14 protein-coding genes are annotated in these 18264 nt (G+C 42.4%); 11 read left to right on the top strand and 3 right to left on the bottom strand.

What is annotated here, in order from left to right:
* Positions 1-341 precede the first annotated feature (341 nt).
* On the bottom strand, positions 342-776 hold the full coding sequence (gene gloA, locus ACEYW6_RS20600) for a lactoylglutathione lyase (RefSeq protein WP_196514013.1): 435 nt from the start codon (positions 774-776) through the stop codon (positions 342-344).
* Positions 777-1048: 272 nt separating this feature from the next.
* Between gloA and eno the strand changes: the two genes are divergently transcribed.
* Positions 1049-2338: a phosphopyruvate hydratase gene (gene eno, locus ACEYW6_RS20595; protein WP_196514015.1), complete on the top strand. Its 1290-nt coding sequence runs from the start codon at positions 1049-1051 to the stop codon at positions 2336-2338.
* 86 nt (positions 2339-2424) lie between these two features.
* Here the strand turns inward: eno and argC are convergent, their stop codons facing one another.
* Entirely contained in the window at positions 2425-3483 is a 1059-nt protein-coding gene (gene argC / locus ACEYW6_RS20590; RefSeq protein ID WP_190889677.1) for an N-acetyl-gamma-glutamyl-phosphate reductase, read from the bottom strand.
* A gap of 321 nt (positions 3484-3804) precedes the next feature.
* On the opposite strand from argC, the gene ribBA reads away from it, so the two are divergent.
* Positions 3805-5478, top strand: a complete 1674-nt coding sequence (gene ribBA, locus ACEYW6_RS20585; RefSeq protein ID WP_412981202.1) for a bifunctional 3,4-dihydroxy-2-butanone-4-phosphate synthase/GTP cyclohydrolase II — start codon at positions 3805-3807, stop codon at positions 5476-5478.
* 61 nt (positions 5479-5539) lie between these two features.
* Here ribBA and ACEYW6_RS20580 read toward each other — a convergent pair whose 3' ends face one another.
* On the bottom strand, positions 5540-6418 hold the full coding sequence (locus tag ACEYW6_RS20580) for an N-acetylmuramoyl-L-alanine amidase (protein WP_190889682.1): 879 nt from the start codon (positions 6416-6418) through the stop codon (positions 5540-5542).
* 559 nt (positions 6419-6977) lie between these two features.
* Between ACEYW6_RS20580 and ACEYW6_RS20575 the strand changes: the two genes are divergently transcribed.
* The 9 genes from ACEYW6_RS20575 (at position 6978) to ACEYW6_RS20535 (ending at position 18013) form a co-directional block, all read left to right on the top strand.
* Positions 6978-7472: a hypothetical protein gene (locus tag ACEYW6_RS20575; RefSeq protein ID WP_412981201.1), complete on the top strand. Its 495-nt coding sequence runs from the start codon at positions 6978-6980 to the stop codon at positions 7470-7472.
* Positions 7473-7513: 41 nt separating this feature from the next.
* Entirely contained in the window at positions 7514-7987 is a 474-nt protein-coding gene (locus ACEYW6_RS20570; protein ID WP_412981200.1) for a hypothetical protein, read from the top strand.
* Between the two features lie 181 nt (positions 7988-8168).
* A complete protein-coding gene (locus tag ACEYW6_RS20565; protein WP_412981199.1) occupies positions 8169-8996 on the top strand; it encodes a P pilus assembly protein, chaperone PapD in 828 nt (275 codons plus the stop codon).
* 212 nt (positions 8997-9208) lie between these two features.
* A complete protein-coding gene (locus ACEYW6_RS20560; protein WP_412981198.1) occupies positions 9209-11845 on the top strand; it encodes a carboxypeptidase-like regulatory domain-containing protein in 2637 nt (878 codons plus the stop codon).
* A gap of 55 nt (positions 11846-11900) precedes the next feature.
* The gene (locus tag ACEYW6_RS20555; protein ID WP_412981197.1) at positions 11901-12779 is read left to right on the top strand and encodes a bile acid:sodium symporter family protein; all 879 of its coding nucleotides are present in this window, start codon (positions 11901-11903) and stop codon (positions 12777-12779) included.
* Between the two features lie 399 nt (positions 12780-13178).
* Positions 13179-13388, top strand: a complete 210-nt coding sequence (locus ACEYW6_RS20550) for a hypothetical protein (protein WP_412981196.1) — start codon at positions 13179-13181, stop codon at positions 13386-13388.
* Between the two features lie 274 nt (positions 13389-13662).
* The gene (locus tag ACEYW6_RS20545; RefSeq protein ID WP_412981195.1) at positions 13663-14901 is read left to right on the top strand and encodes a trypsin-like serine peptidase; all 1239 of its coding nucleotides are present in this window, start codon (positions 13663-13665) and stop codon (positions 14899-14901) included.
* A gap of 462 nt (positions 14902-15363) precedes the next feature.
* On the top strand, positions 15364-15882 hold the full coding sequence (locus tag ACEYW6_RS20540; RefSeq protein ID WP_190889702.1) for an META domain-containing protein: 519 nt from the start codon (positions 15364-15366) through the stop codon (positions 15880-15882).
* A gap of 298 nt (positions 15883-16180) precedes the next feature.
* Entirely contained in the window at positions 16181-18013 is a 1833-nt protein-coding gene (locus tag ACEYW6_RS20535) for a phospholipase D-like domain-containing protein (protein WP_412981194.1), read from the top strand.
* Positions 18014-18264: the final 251 nt, after the last annotated feature.

The following is an 18264-nucleotide window of genomic DNA, read 5'->3' as shown; positions in this document are numbered from 1 at the left end:
CGACAGTATGGACGTAATACTAATAGGATTTACGCAGAGAAGATCCCCTAACCCGCCTAAAAAGGGGAGGTAAAAAGCGAAAAGTCTCGCGTGTTCGATTAACAGGAGCGCGATGCACCTGTCTAGGTAAAAAATCAATTTTCCCGTATCTGGTTCACCTTTTCAAGACATCGGTGCGGATTTTCTTACAGCTTTATTGTCTGCGATAGAGCTATAACGGTTCTCAATTGCATGGAATAATGAGGACTCGTAGAGGCACAGCATTGCTCATTGGTGTGCCTCTACCATGTATTGCATTCAAACGAGAAACTGCTACATACTAATATTCTTGATTATCAGAATTACTGACTCACAAGTTGCTCTTGTGATTTCTGTTTGACTGCTGACCCTTGAGTTCCAAGTTGAATGAGTTCAATTTTATACCCATCTGGATCTTCCACAAAAGCAATTACTGTCGATCCATGTTTCATTGGGCCTGGTTCGCGCACAACTTTACTGCCATGATTGCGGATTTCCTCACACGTAGCGTAAATATCATCAACACCAAGGGCAATGTGACCGTAAGCATTACCTAATTCGTACTTTTCCACCCCCCAGTTGTAGGTTAGTTCTATTACCGTGTTGTCGCTTTCATCACCGTAGCCAACAAAAGCCAACGTAAATTCTCCCCCTGGATAATCTTTTCGGCGCAGTAATTTCATTCCTAGAACTTCACAGTAGAACTTTAAGGATTCTTCAAGGTTGCCTACCCGTAGCATTGTGTGTAGTAATCGCATATTGACCTTTTCTCTGTAATTGATTTAGTGTTATTCTCTGCCAATATTTTACCTAGCTCAAAGTCTGAAGGTAGAAATACCATCAGGGAAAGAATTAAAAGGTAAAGGACAGGATAAACATTCTCTTACCCATTTTTGGCATTGATCCCTATCCATACAATGGAAATCTTCTTTAATCTCAGCCAATAAAGTCTCTTAAACGCCTATGCTAGCGATTGGGTTAGGCAGATGGACTGTATGCGTAACACACTCGAACAAAGGATAAAGTACAGATGAGTAAATTTCTAGATACTGCCATTGAAGCGATCGCAGCCCGTGAAATTCTTGATTCACGCGGTAGACCAACAATTGAAGCCGAAGTGCATTTAGCCAACGGTGTTGTAGGACTGGCACAAGTTCCCAGTGGTGCTTCTACTGGCACTTTTGAGGCTCACGAACTGCGTGATGGCGATAAAAGCCGTTATGGGGGCAAAGGCGTACTCAAAGCAGTACAAAACGTCAAAGAAGCACTTGCACCAAAATTACTAGGCTTGGATGCCCTCAACCAAGAACTCCTAGACCGCACGATGATCGCCATAGATGGTTCTCCTAACAAATCCAATTTGGGAGCTAATGCGATTTTGGGAGTTTCCCTAGCAGCTGCTAAAGCTGGTGCTGAATCTCTGGAAATTCCCCTATATCGCTATTTGGGTGGCCCTTTAGCGAATTTGCTCCCAGTGCCGTTGATGAATGTGATTAACGGTGGCGCACACGCATCAAACAACGTGGATTTTCAAGAGTTTATGATTGTCCCAATTGGCGCAACTTCCTTCCGGGAAGCGTTGCGCTGGGGTGCAGAAGTGTTTGCTACCCTCAGCCAAGTATTAGATGAGAAGGGTTTGCTGACTGGCGTGGGCGATGAAGGCGGTTTTGCCCCTAACCTAGAATCTAATCAGGTGGCTTTAGAATTGCTGGTTGCTGCTATTAAGAAAGCTGGCTACAAACCAGGGGAAGAAGTAGCTTTGGCATTGGATGTGGCGGCTAGCGAATTTTACAAGAATGGCCAGTATGTTTACGATGGTAAACCTCACGCCCCAGCAGAGTTTATTGATTATTTAGGACAACTAGTTGATCAATACCCAATTGTGTCAATTGAAGATGGTTTACACGAAGAAGATTGGCAAAGTTGGCAATTGCTCACCCAGAAATTAGGTTCGCGGGTGCAATTGGTAGGGGATGACTTGTTTGTGACTAACGCCACTCGCTTGCAAAGAGGCATCCAGGAAAAAGCTGCTAATGCCATTTTGATTAAACTCAATCAAATTGGTTCTCTCACCGAAACCTTGGAAACAATTGATTTGGCGACTCGTAACAGTATCCGTTCAGTAATTAGCCATCGTTCTGGTGAAACAGAAGACACAACGATCGCTGATTTAGCCGTAGCAACCCGTGCCGGTCAAATCAAAACAGGCTCCCTTTGTCGCAGCGAACGGGTAGCAAAATACAATCGCTTACTGCGAATTGAAGATGAACTAGGCGATCGCGCCGTTTATGCTGGTGCTGTCGGGTTAGGGCCTAAGTAGGGAATAGGGAATAGGGAATAGGGAATAGTTTTCCTGTCCCCTGTCCCCTGTCCCCTGTCCCCTGTCCCCTGTCCCCTGTCCCCTAATCAAGGATAAAACCCCAGCTTGGGCAACCCCAAGGTTTCATCCCAGCCCATCATCAGGTTCAGACACTGAATCGCTTGACCCGCCTGTCCTTTAATTAAATTGTCAATTGCTGACATGACAATCACGCGACCTGTGCGTGGGTCAACTTCTACACCGATGTAACAAAGATTGCTGCCGTTAGCCCATTTGGTTTGGGGGTAAACGCCGCTACCGCAGACTTTCACCCAAGGAGAGTTGCGGTAGAAGGCTGAGAAAATTGTGATTAAATCATCTCGCACTAGACCAGGATCGCGCATTGTGGCATATACCGTTGCCAAAATACCGCGCACCATTGGGATAAGGTGGGGTGTAAATTGGATCATGAGTTCGTGACCAGCTAAGTCACTGCAAATTTGCTCAATTTCTGGGGTATGACGGTGACGGCCGATATTGAAAGCTGCTATGGAGTTGTCTGCTTCAGCTAGTAATAAGTTTGTTTGAGGTTGTCGTCCACTGCTAGATGTGCCAGACTTGGCATCGATAATAGCTGTTTCTGGGACGATTAAGCCTTGCTTTAAGAGTGGCGAAAGTGCAAGGAGACTAGCAGTGGGATATGAACCAGGACAACCAATGAGTTCAGCTTCGGCAATGCGATCGCGATAAAGTTCTGGTAATCCATAAACTGCTGTAGCTGCAATTGTGCGATCGCTTCTCTCTGTACCATACCAATTTGTATAAGTTGTCAAATCACTGAACCGATAGTCTGCACTCAAATCTAGTACTTTACATCCTTTTTCCAACAGTTTGGGCGCGATTTGGCAAGCCAGACCATTTGGTAAAGACAAGAAAACTACTTCACAGCGATAAGCAATTATTTCTGGTTCTACCGCCTCTATTGGCAGGTTAGTTGCATGAGCCAGATGCGGGTAGAGATCCCCAAAAGATTTGCCGATACTGCTCTCACCGCCTAAATAAACCAGTTCGACTTCTGGATGATCCATCAGTAGTCGTACTAACTGTACTCCGCCATAGCCCGACGCGCCAACAATCCCAACGGGTACGCGTCTAAATTTGCCCATGATCTGAAATCCTTATCCCATGAATGGTGAATTCGTTATCAGCTATCAACAATATCAGCGACTAGACGCACAGCGTACAAAACGCCTGAAACCCCTCTAGTTTTTCGGACAACAGGGAAGAGGATGCGGAAAAATAAATCTCCATGTCCCCGCGTCCTGTTCATCTTTTACTATCACTGCACTTTATCCCCACTTTTAATGGCAGAAATTTTTGCCACGTTATCAAATCATTGCTAGTCTACTTCTCTGCCTTATAAAGGAGCTACAATCTAAAAGAAGAAATTGTTAAAAAAATTTACGTTGGTAGCTGGAAATCTTTCTGTGTCACAGCCTAATACTACCCAAGCTTTTAAATTTGATTCGATTGATGCCGCTTTAGCAGACCTAAAATCTGGTCGCGTCATTGTAGTGGTAGATGATGAAAATAGAGAAAATGAAGGCGATTTAATCTGTGCTGCCCAATTTGCCACACCCGACATGATTAATTTCATGGCGGTGGAAGCTAGAGGGCTGATTTGTTTGGCAATGACAGGCGATCGCTTAGACGAGCTAGACTTACCCTTGATGGTAAGCAACATTACAGATACTAACCAAACTGCCTTCACTGTCAGTATTGATGCCGGGCCAGAATTGGGCGTGACCACTGGCATCTCAGCAGAAGACCGCGCCCGCACTATCCAGGTTACTCTCAATCCAGCCACAAAACCTACCGATTTACGTCGTCCTGGACATATTTTTCCCATTCGGGCTAAGGCTGGAGGCGTACTCAAACGCGCAGGACATACGGAAGCAGCTGTGGACTTAGCTCGACTAGCAGGGCTATACCCAGCAGGGGTAATTTGTGAAATTCAAAACTCCGATGGTTCAATGGCGCGGTTGCAGCAGTTAATTGAATATGCTAAACGTCACAATTTAAAAATTATTAGTATTGCGGATTTAATCAGTTATCGTCTACAGCACGATCGCTTAGTGTACCGTGAGGTGATTACCAAGCTGCCTAGTCAATTTGGCCAGTTTGAAATTTACGCCTACCGCCACACTCTGGATAATACTGAACACGTTGCAATTGTCAAGGGCGATCCAGCTAACTTTAAAGATGAGCCTGTAATGGTGCGGATGCACTCAGAATGCTTAACTGGTGACGCTTTGGGTTCCTTGCGCTGCGACTGTCGAATGCAGTTACAAGCTGCACTAAAAATGATTGAGGCTGCGGGTCAAGGTGTCGTTGTATACCTGCGTCAAGAAGGACGGGGAATCGGCTTGATTAACAAGCTGAAAGCCTACTCATTGCAGGATATGGGACTGGATACAGTAGAGGCAAATGAGCGCTTGGGATTTCCCGCTGACTTGCGAGACTACGGCATGGGGGCACAAATGCTCATGGATTTGGGCATCAAAAAAATACGTCTGATTACCAATAATCCCCGGAAAATTGCTGGAGTCAAGGGCTATGGGTTGGAAGTAGTTGATCGCTTGCCGTTATTGATTGAAGCAACCGACTACAATTCCTATTACCTGGCGACAAAGGCGAAAAAGCTTGGTCACATGCTGTTACAGACTTATCTGGTAACAGTAGCAATTCATTGGCAAGATGACCCGGAAGCTGTGACGGAACGTTATGAACGCTTGGAGAAACTGCGACACTTAGCAAAAAGTAATGATTTATTATTGCAGGAAGAAGCGCGTCCCTTAGCGATCGCTATATTTGACGAGCCATCTTTAACAGTACACTTGGGTTTTGATCAGCCAAAAGTTGCTAGTTCTGATTGGTATCAACAAAGTGGTCATCCTTATATACAGGCTATCTTCCAAATTCTGGACAACCTAGCAACTTTGCCTTACATCCAGAAACTAGAATTTATGATTTCCTCTGGTTGCGATCCTTTGAGTAATTTACAAGTCCAACTGGATCGACAGACATTTTCAGATGGTACACTGCCTTCATCGATTAGCGATCGCCTTGAGACGCAGCAAATTTATAGCTTTAGCAAATAGCTTGGATGATTTTCTTCTAAGATACAAGGGTGTGTTATCGCGTAGCATAACGCACCACTTTTTATTTATTTACTCTATAGATTGGTCTAACCTGACGATAAGTATTAAGTAAGCTCAGAAATTTATTACCATCAAAATTTATCGGGTCAACTTTTTTACCAGAACGGTCTACTAGATGGTGCGTAGTGATGCGATCGTCTGGGACTTGACTTTGAGCAACTAACCAAGCAAGAGAATTATATTGAGCCTCCGTGTAGCCACTATGGGATTGTTTGCTGCTAGCGTCATAACCATCTGGCGGTGTTTCCAAAGAAACATGATAAGCAAAATTATTCACAGACGGGGGCAAATTTGGATTAGTCTTCACAGTTTCCACTCCATCAGGACTATCAAATACTGAGTTAGCTGCACCAAAAGCCCGCTTTTCTGGCGGTACTAGATAAACCACCGTTCCGTCTAACTTAATTAAGGCGTGGTAACTTGCTTGCACACTTTCATCATCATGGGCTACTTGAAAGAAATTAATGGCGCTGGAAGCAGAATAACCAGTTTCATGGAGGACGATAATTGGTTGGTTGTTGAGAGGAACGCCGTTAACATCTTGGGCGTACCGTTCTCCATAGTTCGTTGGGTTAACTAAAACAACTTCATAATTAGGCCTGTACTGTGCAAAAGCTTGAGTGGTTATGTACCTTGCTATAGGCTTTTTAGCCTTGACTGGGGACTTAATAACATCTTGAGATTTCTTCTCTGGCTCTTTCGCTGATTGTAATTGTGCTTGGGGATATTGACTCCAGGCTGTAACCTGTGGATTTGATGTACGGGATGTTGTCGGATTATTTTGTAATTTTGTCGCTCGTCCAATTAGCAACACTACAATTAAAGCGATGAACATCAGCGAGATTAGTAGCACCCTAGTCGCCCAGTCTTTAAACCTCATTTTTCTAATACCCGTAAAACGGTAGATATTAACTTATAGCTAAACTCGCTTGTCCTTGGTAGAGGCGCACTTTTGTACGCCCCTATCGCTTATGGTATCCAAACTAGAATCGCTACAATACCTTAATTCTAGTTAAATATACGTTTTGAATCCCTGAAATAGTTCTATTACAAGCCATTTAATTTCAATGCCGTGGGTATCAAAGTCTTTATCGCCTAGCCCTCTTAATAAGGATGTTTTGCCCACACCCCTGCTGTGCGTAGGTGTAACCCTCCGCAGGCACCGCCCGAATCGACACATACATACGACTTATGCAGACTATACAAAACTTTGGCGTTCTTGGCGGTTCGATAAATTAAGCTTTTTAGCAATTTTTGCGTAAGTCCTGATACAAAAAACCTAAATTTCATAAACTGTAACTTGGGCTAAGTATCTTAACGGAATTTGATCTCAGGGATGAAAATTAAGTGTTGTTACGGCAGATATAGTAATTTTTGATGGCTAGCATAAGAACAAGACACTGATACAGGACAAAGCTGAGTAATCAGTTAACTTCTTTATGCTTTACCGTCTAGCGTTAACCTCTAGCCTGGTGCTGGCAAGTGCATTAAGTGTGCAGGCATTCGCTCTAGATCAAGCTGTGCTAGCTCAAAATGCAGATGTTCCGTTCAGTGGAACAGTACCAATTGAAGCTAGCTTTAGTTCTCCTGCCTCTGGCACTGCTGAACCAACTATTGCTAGCGATTCTGGCGGAATTCCGACAAAGTTTGAATCAGAAAGTCCTGCCACTATCGGTGTACAAAGCAGCACATCTGCCACTATCTCTGTTTCTCCCCCCAGGCTTGCATCTGGCCCTAGTGCCGATCCATCTGGCACAACGCACATTGGGTTTTTAAAATTTGGTTCGACCAATGTTCGCAGTGATGTTGGTAGTGGAAGCGCAACTTTGCCGGCAGGTAACACCAATCTAGAGGTGGGTTTATTGGTAGAGCGACCGGTAGCATTTACGCCGGGAATTTATACCTACGTTGTTACCTTAACGATCGCACCATAACTGTTTTCTCCAACTTTTATCTATTTTAAAAGGATTTAAAAATGATTCGTCGTTCTTTATTAACCGCTGCTTTGATAATTGTTGGTTCTGCTGCTCTTGCACCCAAAACAATGGCACAAACCGCTGATGTTCCGTTTACGGGAAATGTCGCTGGTGTCTGTAACTTCGACCAAATTACCCCTGGTAAATTGGGACTCAACCAGCAGACTAACCCAACTGCACTAGCGGCAATGTTTCCTGGAGGGGTATTTGGTAAGGTTATTGTTAGCTGTAACCAAGGTGCCAGAGTGAGTATATCTCAACCACAGCAGACCGGAGGTCCTGGGTTTACACCTATGTTCTCTGTCGGGGAGATCAATTCACCTTTTGGCAGTACGAGTTCTCAAGGTGGTGGTTCTCTGCCGCTGCCTCCTGGTGGCGGTTTGCCTTTGGATATAAATATGATAGTAGATAAGGGCAGTCCCCTTGTTCCTGGAAACTACAGCTATGTAACAACGTTGACTATCGTGCCATAGTCTAAAATTTTTCCAGTTTCCCTTCAGATTGATTGAGAAAAATAGTTGCTGAATATCTTGTCGCTAGAGACTAAATCTTTAAGTGGCAAGATATTTTTCTCATGATCCATAGATAAAATAAGTCTGCTTTAGGGAACTATAAATCAGGAATTAAATTTACAATTCTGCCATAGTTATAAATATGTTCAATAATAATTGGCGCTCTCTAGCTGCTGTTAGTGCTGGCTTATTCGCCCTAATTTTGTTTCCTGGTGCTGCTAAAGCACAAATGAGCGTTTCTCCTCTCGTGATTGAAACCAAGGCGGAACGCGGACAAGCCCAAGGAATGATCACGATTTCTAATACCAGTAAGACCCCTTCTCGTATTCGGATCTATGCTCAACCTTTCACATATAGCCGCGATGCAGGATTTCAAACCTTATCCTCTAGTCCCAGTGACTTGACAAAATATCTGCAATTTTCACCGCGTGAGTTGACTGTCAAACCAGGAGAAGTCCGGCGGGTGCGCCTCATCAGCCGCTTGGCTCCTAATTTACCTGATGGGGAATATCGAGCGGTAGTGTTTAATGAAACTCTCACTGAAACAAAAGATGCCGCTGGTAATAATGTTACTTTGGTGGCACGAATTGGCGTGACATTATATGTCAGAAAAGGCAACCTTTCTCCCAAACTAGCAATTGATAGTGCCAGCTTTAATCCAGAGCAAAAACAAATTCAACTCTTAGTTCGGAATAGCGGTCAAGCAACTGTTCTCCCTAGTGTAAATTGGACTTTACGTCAAGGGCAAACTGTTGTCAAAACTGGGCGGGTAGATGCTAATGCTGTGGTGGCAAATAGCGATCGCAATTTCTTATTAAGTTACCCCAACAAAGACCAACCAGCCCTGAATCCTGGTCAATATCAGCTAAGTGGTGAGTTGTTCTGGGGTGAAGACAGTAATAAAAGTAAGTTGCCCTTCAATCTAAATATTACTATTCCTACACAAACGGCTGCGTCACGAAAAAAATAGCTTGTGTAACAATTCGTAATTCGTAATTCGTAATTAATAAATTCAAATTAAATCAGGCTACAGATGCCAGATTTGGGAGAATTAGTCTTGCTGTAAAAGACAGCATTAATATCGATAATTTTGCCTGATGCGTGGGAATTATATGTTTGTAGAGACATTACAATGCAATGTCTCTATTTTTATAAATAAATTTCCTGAGAAATGAAAAATTTGTGCAACTTCGGTTAGTAAATAGAGGCAAATGTCTGCTAGCTGCGATCGCTCTGATCTGTCAAATTATTATCACCCCTGCGAAGGCAGATACACCTGCGATTTCAAATTCCCAAACGCCCACAACTATCCAATTAGCGAAGGATTCCGAATTTAAAGTTTTTCCCGTAGGATTGAATGTAGGGAACCGCAATGTCAATCCTAGCATTTTAGTGCGTGGTCAAGAAGATGGTTCTGAAGCAATTGATTTTGCAAATTGGCTGTTACCCTATGATGCTGTAATTCAAGGGTTGAAATTAAATATTACTACTTTACCTGATGGTCAATTAGAAGTGCGATCGCCTAGTGTTGTGACTCGCATCGACCCAAAAAAACTTCGCACCGATTCAGAATTAGGATTAGTCTTTACAATCCAAGATTTACAAACTCTCTTTGGCGTAACCGCGAAATTTGATATCAATGAATACGCCATAGTTTTAGATGTTCCAGTCCTAGATCAATCTACTGGCAAACTAGCAGAAACGGAAACTCCGATTCAACTAGAAGGATTACCACACGTTGCACCTCAAAAGTTTAGTATCGCCGCAATTGAACAGAAGGTAAATGCTAGCGGTAGTGCTACCAGATCGACAAACTATAGAGGTGATTTTCTTGCTGTTGGTAGTGCTTTTGGTGGTTCGTGGTTCATCCGCACCGATCAACCAAATCTAGAAAATCTACAAACTTTGAATATTGCCGAAGCGCAGTTTCTGCGACAAACTAATTCAGCTGATTATTTTGTAGGTTCCCAGCCAACGTTTTGGCAGACTCAAGGAACAGGAGACTATTGGGGTTTTACATCCATTAAACGACAGGGGTTTGTACCACCTCAACCCTTCGGTGGCGGTTCTTCCGATCCTCGCCAACGTTTACAAGCAGATGCTATTGGACGCACAATTTCTGGTAAGACTGAACCAGGTACATTAGCGCGATTAGTACAAGGTTTTGGCGATCGCGTAATTGCCGAAATTTTAGTTGATTCGTCTGGCATTTACCGCTTTGAAAATATTAAAAGCCAAAATCAATTTTTAGGCAACAATTATCGCGTCTTGCTTTATCCCCAAGGACGACTCACCGCCCAACCAGAAATTCAAGAGGCTACTTTTTCGACAGTATTAGGACAATTACCAGCAAGTGCTTCAGCATTTATCGTTTCTGGTGGCTTACGACGGAATTCTTTGGGGAATCAAAGTCTGTTGGGCAACTTTTCTGACTTTCGGGGCGGAATTGCAGGGCGTTGGGGTTTATCGGAAAATCTGACAGTAGGCTTAGGTGGAGTGTACGACGAATCGCCTAGAGCCTTAGCAGAATTATTTTGGCGTCCTGGAAGCTTACCTTTGCAGGTAGCAGTTTCAGCACTGACGGGTAATAAGTGGGATGTGAATACAGATATTCGCTATAATCCATCTTCCAGCTTGAGTGCTGCATTTACAAGCGATCGCTTGTCTAGCCGTTTTAATCTAGATTGGCGAGTTTTGCCTCAATTCACTTTATTCACTAGTACTGACACAGCTGATGCGACATCTGGCGGAATGCAAATTAACTTGAGTGGCAAAGATGCCTTTACCTTTGCCCGTGTCAGCTTAGATACTAAAAACCGCCTGCGCTGGAATTTGTTGCAACGTCTTGGGAGACTAGAATTAACGCAACGCGGTAACGAAATTGGCAGTTTGTCGGAACTGACTTACAAATTTTCTAAAAATAGCTTTTCTAATAGTGGCAGCACACTGCTGTTAAATTATGAAACACAGAATCAAAATCGTAGCGACAGCTTGCTAAGTGTGAGTTGGCGGTATCGTTCACAACAACAGGCGATTGATGGTAGCTATCAGTGGGAAGCACAGTTGGGCTATGGTATTGGTTCTCAGGGTAGCGGACTACTAGCCACATTATCAACAACAGTTTTACCGGGTTTGCTATTACGGGCGCGTTATCAAGGAGTATCGCCGAGTTCCGATGAAGCAACTTTCAGCATAGATTTAGCTTCTAGCCTGAATTTACAAGGGGGTATTAGTCCAGGCGATCGCCGTTCTAATTACTTCCGTACACAAGGCGGACTTTTGATTAAGCCATTTTTTGACGGGAACAATAACGGCAAACTGGATGGAGAGAAAGAATCTTATACAGATAACGCTGATTTATTGTTGACTTTGAACAATAAACCGCTTAAGTCATTTTTACCACAAATCCAGGGCAATCACACTTTGGTAAGGATGTCTCCTGGCGTTTATCGCCTTGACCTCGATCCAGCAGGTTTACCTCCTGATTGGCAGGCTGCGGCTGAATCCTTAGCTGTTGATGTGATTGCTGGGAGTTATACCCCTGTGATGATTCCGCTAATTCGTTCTTACACGCGATCGGGGGTAGTCACGGATGCTCAAGGCCAAGCGATCGCAGGCGCACGGGTAGAAGCCATACAACCAGATCAAGGAACTCGGCGTTTTTCTGTTACCAACGGTGCTGGAGTCTATTATTTAGAAGGCTTACCACAGGGAAAATATACTCTACAAATCAACGGTAAATCTGCTGGTAGCTTGAAATTAGAAGAGTCTTCTGAACCATTTCAAGAGCTTAATTTGCAACAGCCATCAATTCCCTAAGGGGAAACACGGTACAATCCAAAGGCACTTTTATTGTTACCAACGCGGGTTAAGGATGGAAGCAAATTTTCTGACGGCTGTTTTTCTGCCCCTAGCTCTATTTATAATCATGCTAGGCATGGGTTTAACCTTGACCTTAGAAGACTTTAAGCGAGTTGTAATCTATCCCAAAGCAGTGGTGATTGGCTTGGTGGCGCAGTTGATCATGTTGCCGATTGTGGGCTTTGGCATTGCGTCGGTGTTTCCCCTTGACCCACAATTAGCAGTAGGTGTGATGATTTTAGCAGCCTGTCCCGGCGGCGCTACTTCTAATATGATTACGTTTTTGGCCGGGGGTGATGTTGCTCTTTCTGTGACGCTAACAGCTATTAGTAGTTTTATTACGGTTTTTACGATTCCTCTGGTAGTAAATTTGTCAATGCAGAGATTTTTGGGGGAAGGAACAACGCTACAGTTACCTTTCTTAAACACTGTTTTGCAGATTGCGGTGATTACACTTCTACCTATAGCAATTGGGATGATAGCCAAGCGGTATGCACCCGGATTGGCAGACAAGGCAGATAAACCTGTGAAGTGGCTGTCTTTATTTTTCCTGGCGGTGGTAATTACTGGAGTGCTGCTGCGAGAACGGAATAATTTTGTTTCTTACGTAATAGATGTGGGCTTGGCAACTCTGGTTTTGAATGTGGTTGCAATGGCTTTAGGTTTTGCGATCGCTACTTTAACCCGATTAGGAGAAAAACGCGTTACGGCAATTACAGTAGAAGTAGGAATTCAAAATGGGACACTGGCGATCGCGATCGCTTCTACGCCTACACTGCTGAATACTCCCACAATGGCCATTCCTGGGGCAATTTATGGTCTGCTAATGTTTGTGACTGGTGCTGGATTTGCTTGGTGGGCTAGTCGTCGTCAAGGCTTGTTGAAAGCATAAAGATAATTTGCCTCATCGGTTAAAAGTATTTGTACAAATTCAATTATTCAATCTTGTGTTGTTGATGTTTCTCGCCTCTCATGCTAAACCGATTGATGATAATCTTAATAGTTTTGTAGACTAATTGAGGCGATATACTTGGCAAATTAGCGATCACTAAAGCTGACATTTTTCGTTGTAAAATTTCGGTTTTGAGTGACTGTGTAGTATTTATAACACAGACTATATAGCAATTCTATTTGATTTGTGAAAATTGAAAGGCTTAAATTCCCAACTTCTCTAATAAGTCGGGAATTTTATTATTGGTGGCAATACTACCCAAAATCAGCAAAGTAGCAGAATTTAAAAATGTTGTTCCTTGCCAGCATTTGGGAATGCTAGAAAGTCGGTCAAGTAATAATGATTGACAAAAAGGGAATTATATTAAATAAGCTAAAACACCTTTTTTCAGCTAAATTTTTAGGTCTATTTTTTAGCGATGTCTACGACAGACTACGCCTACGCATTAATATTGAGCGCCTAAAAGCAGGGGCTTATACGGTCAAAAATTCGCCATTATACGGCAAAATTGTTGATTTTTTGTTTTTAGTACTTAAAAAAATAGATTAAGAATAGGTTAATATAAATTTAACAAAATAACCTCACATCTTATTAATTACTTCATAATTAATCTACATAAAAACCCGCATACTACTTGAAATTACAAGTATAAGGCAAACTTGCTTTAACAGGCAGATTTACAGTATGCATTAGTCTATTTATGTGTTAATAGGCTGTATTTTTGCTGCTTGTCTAGCCATCTCGCAAATACTTGTATTGATGTATTTACAAAAGTTTCAGCAAGCAGATAACCCAATAATTTCGCACACCAAAGAGGAACCAAATGCAAGTATTTGTTAGACAGTCATTAGCTATTGTCTCGACTGGATTTTTACTGAGTTTACAAAGTTATGAGGCGATCGCGCAAAATCGCTCTTTAACCGTCTCATCTGATAGCGTCAATCAGTCATACAGAACTCAACAGTTCAAGACTCTACCTGAAAAAGACCTTAAATCGCGGATGCCAAGAGATTCGGTTAAGGCTCCAGCTAACGCTGCTTTCAGCACGGGTATTATCAGTGGTACATCGGGTGCAGTAAGACCTTCAGCTTCAGATCCAAGTAACTCCAACACAAATGAGCAACTAGATTTACCAATAGATTCCCCATTATCTTTTGGAACTTCTAAAGTACCTTACTCTACTTCCCGTGTTTTAGGGGGCACTACTAATCCTGCCCAGGCCGATACATACCGTCGAGCCGGAAAGTTATATATGGCTTTTGGGGGAACCACTTACAACAGTGTTTGTTCAGCTTCAATGATTGGGAAAAGTCTTCTGATTACGGCTGCACACTGTGTCCATGATTATGGAAAAGGAAGCAACGGCTGGGCGAAAAAGGTGAAGTTTGTTCCTGCAAAAAACAACTCTTCTGAACCCTATCTATCATTTGAAAGCACACAGTACCTGATTCCTACCGCCTACTTTAATGGAACTGATACCTGTACACAGACTGGCGTTGTTTGCAACAATGACATTGCGCTTGTTGCACTAAACAATAATAGTTCAGGACAACAGGCAGGCAATCTTACCGGTTACTTCGGTTATGCCTGGAATGGCTACAGTTATACTGTGCCAGCCGCAGCCTATCAAGGCGTCTTCGGCAATAAGCTATTTGCGTCTATCACTCAGCTCGGATATCCTGCCTCTTTTGACTCAGGTTTGAGGATGCAAATCAACACTGCCTATGGCGCATACTACGCTACCGGCAATCTAAAGAATACTTGGTTAGGTTCAGCTATGACTGGCGGATCTAGCGGTGGTCCTTGGCTTGTCAACTTTGGTGCCGATGCGGTAGGAGGAAATTATGGCTCTTCAAACGTCCGTAATGCTGTTGTCGGAGTTACAAGCTATGGTAATGACGAGCAGCGAATGGGTTCGTCTTGGTTTGGACAAAACCAACAATTTCCCAACGCTGCTTATGGTACGCGTGGAGCGGGCAACATTGGAAAACTAGTTTATGACGCTTGCGATAACCCTGCATTAAGCGCTTGGAAACTTCAAAGTAAGGGGCGTTGCAGATAAGTAGTTAGGCTACCCTCATTCAGGTAAGTAGAAAGCGAACTAGAATTGTAGCAGATAAAGCTATTGTCCTCTTGGTGTCTAAGTGTTGAAGAAAGAATTTTTTACCCTTAAAGCACAAAGGCACCAAGATAAATCGATTTCTAAAACTGTCAAGTTAACCATAGAATTACCCAAAAGTCCTCCAAAACCTTACCCTATCCTATCTTTAATCCCTCTCCTTACTAAGGATACGGACAGATTTGACGTAGTAAAACCAGGGTGAGGTATATCAGGGGCTATGAGACTTAACCGTAAATGGCCTCACCAAAGACTTGACTTGTGTATACATCGTAACCTCTGTAAGACGAGTGCGGGTTTCTAAGTTTATAAAAGAATGCCTCAGATTGCCCGTGAAAATATTAATTTCACTATAATAATGTTCATAACATTTCCTGATCCATCTAGAGTAAGCGATTACACATTATGCAAACGAAGATGGTTTCGCTCAAAGTTATCTTAATTCAGGTGGGTTTTGTTTTAAGCATTGTGGGGGTTGCCCTGACCTTCAACCTTGCTTTATTGGCCTGTACAAAGTCTTCTTCAACTCAATTACCTACTATGTCCTCCGAACGCCCTCCGCAGTCTCGTGTTGCTTTGAAAAATTCTTCTTGGCGACTTGAGCGTTGGGAGCGTAAAGGCTCTGCTGTTGCACTTGTGCCCCAAACAGAAGTGTCTCTGCATTTTGAGGACAATCAGGTGAATGGGTTTGGGGGATGTAATCGTTTCGGTGGCTCCTTTAAGCTGGTTGATGACCAACTTTCCTTAGGAACATTAGATGCAACTCAAAAGGGTTGTGATCCAGTCGTGATGAATCAAGAAGTCCAATTCTTATCCGCCCTCCAATCGGTACGTCGCATTGACTCAGATGCTTCGGGTCGTCTGGTATTGTTTTATGCACTGAATGCAGATGAGGGAGTGCTGTATTTTGTCCCTATGAAGTAGGCTCACAAACGACAGCTTAACTCGCATTTGTCACAAGTCTTGCGATGTCTGCGGCAGGCTACGCCTACGCATTCATCATAACCTCTACACATTGCTAAGTTTCGGAGATTTTTACGGGTAAGAATGTTGATACACTATGAAACGCCTGCATCTATAGTTCTGATCTGAAAGGCAATACTTCTCGGTTAATAACAAAAGCAGGGTAGCTCTCATTCGCTATTTACTCAGCAGCGTGGACAAATCGGGAGTATGTACTCCAATGTTTCCAACATAGTGCATCTACATGGAGATTTCGTTGATGTTTCTCGCTTCTTCTGCTAAACCAATTGATGACAACCTTAAGAATTTTGTAGACGAAATTGAAGCGCAAAGTCCTAGTTTGTCAGTTTTAGCAGCGCGTCAATTTCGCTATAGCTTACGTCAAACTCCTGTAGAAATAAATATTAAGGAACCACGCCAGTTTAACGTCCTCGAAGAATTTATCATCCGCGCTGCGATTGAATTTCAACCACCACCAACAGAGGATGAATTAGCCTCTGTACTTGGGCTTGATTCTGTATTTATTAAAACTACTACTGCAACTCTTCGTTCATTACAAACTCTATCAGCAACATCGCCAATTACAGTCACTTCTGAAGGCCGCTCATTTTATGAAAAAGGGTCTGTACCACAGCCGCCATATGCTGTACAAATTAATGCTATTACAGACCCCTTAAGCGACAAAATCACATTTCAATCTGAATCCTTAAATGAGACAGTGATAAATTTGCCTGATTTGGCAGACTTTATAACTATTGATAATACAATTGCTGATATTGCTTCCTTACCGCTTGAGGAAATCCAAAAAAGTATTCAAACTTCAGGTTTAGCACTTCATATCCCAGAAGAGGGAAAAATCGTCACTTCCTGTAAGGTACTAGCTTCGACTCAAAAAATTTGGAGAAAAATATCGCTTTTCATTATCTTCGATTCTCTTGAAGATAAATTGAGCATTCAAATAAAAAATGGAAAGCAAATTTTAGAGCCAGCATCAAATTGCTTAGAACTGTTACATGCTGAAGGTAAAATATCCTTGCAAACATTATGCAAATTGTCAATCGAAACCATCAATTTTCAATGTGAAGCCATTCTCAAGCAGAAAAATACTGAAATAGAAGCTAGACTCGAAAAGATTCGCCAAAAGGCGCTAGAATCTGCCACAAAAGCTGGTGAAAAAGTAGATAACTATAAAGCATTAGGTGAAGCTGTACAGTTACGCGATGGACAAATTAGCCTAGTTTTTTCAGAAGTTTTAAATTCAGCTAAAAGTCAGATTCTAATCTATTCTCCTTTGGTTAATCAGGCAGTTGTCAATGAAAAATTTCTAAATTTATTACAGAAATTAGCTAATCGTGGAGTTCGGATTTTAATTGGATATGGAATTGCACGGCTACAAGAAGATGAAGATAAACCAATTCCACCAGAAGTAGGGAAAAAACTTCGAGCGATCAAAACACCTCATGGTTTACCATCTGCACAGGTTTTTTGGTTGGGAGATTCCCATGTCAAAGAAGTAATAGTTGATAAAGAAATCTATCTTTGCGGATCTCATAACTGGCTATCTTATCGCGGCGATTATCTACCACAAGGCGAGTCAGTTTATAAAGTTACAATTCCGCATCAAGTCCAGGAAGCTTATGAATTTCTCGCTAATCGCTTCCAAAATCATGCTCAAAAATTATGGAAAAATGCTCTAGAAAACCGCGACTCTAAACTGGCTATAGAGTCTTTATGTGTGTGGGGTGTGCTAGGTATGGAAGATATTGCACTCAAAGAAATACAGAAAAATAAATGGTTTGAGCTTCTGCCTGTATGGTTAAATGTAGCACTACAGGGATTGAAATCGAAAAACTTATCATGTGATTCAGCAAGTTTTAAAAGTGCACTTTCGTTGCTGAGTCAAGTTTCTACTGAAGAGGAATTTATTGAGTTATTGCAGCAGGGATGGTGTAAAGTTATCGGCGCGATCGCAATTAACAATCCCAAAACTGCTTTACACTTACTTAGTGATGAAGTATGGGCGCAGTTTCTACGCCTCAATATTGCCCAAAAGAGTGATTCACCTGAGAATTTTATTTCGCAATATACCTAAAATAAAACAAACCCAGTACGGAGCTTTTCAGTTTAAATTAGCTCTTTTTGCCGAACTATACAGTGCGTAAATTCAACTAGTGTATTTTTTAGCTTCAGTATTAATAATTATCCGAAAGATAGCCAATAAATTCGTCGTCCTGATTTGGTATGAATTATCAATTAAATGATTCTTAACCTTTGATTGACTTAAAGATAGATCCAGAGATTCGTCTTATTCGATACAATTTATAGGTAGAGAGAGCCGAGGAG

It is taken from the genome of Nostoc sp. UIC 10607 (genome assembly GCF_047228265.1).
Classification (GTDB): Bacteria; Cyanobacteriota; Cyanobacteriia; order Cyanobacteriales; family Nostocaceae; genus Nostoc; species Nostoc foliaceum_A.
Note: the sequence above shows the minus strand (reverse complement) of the source record. Positions and strands in the feature narration are given on the sequence as shown.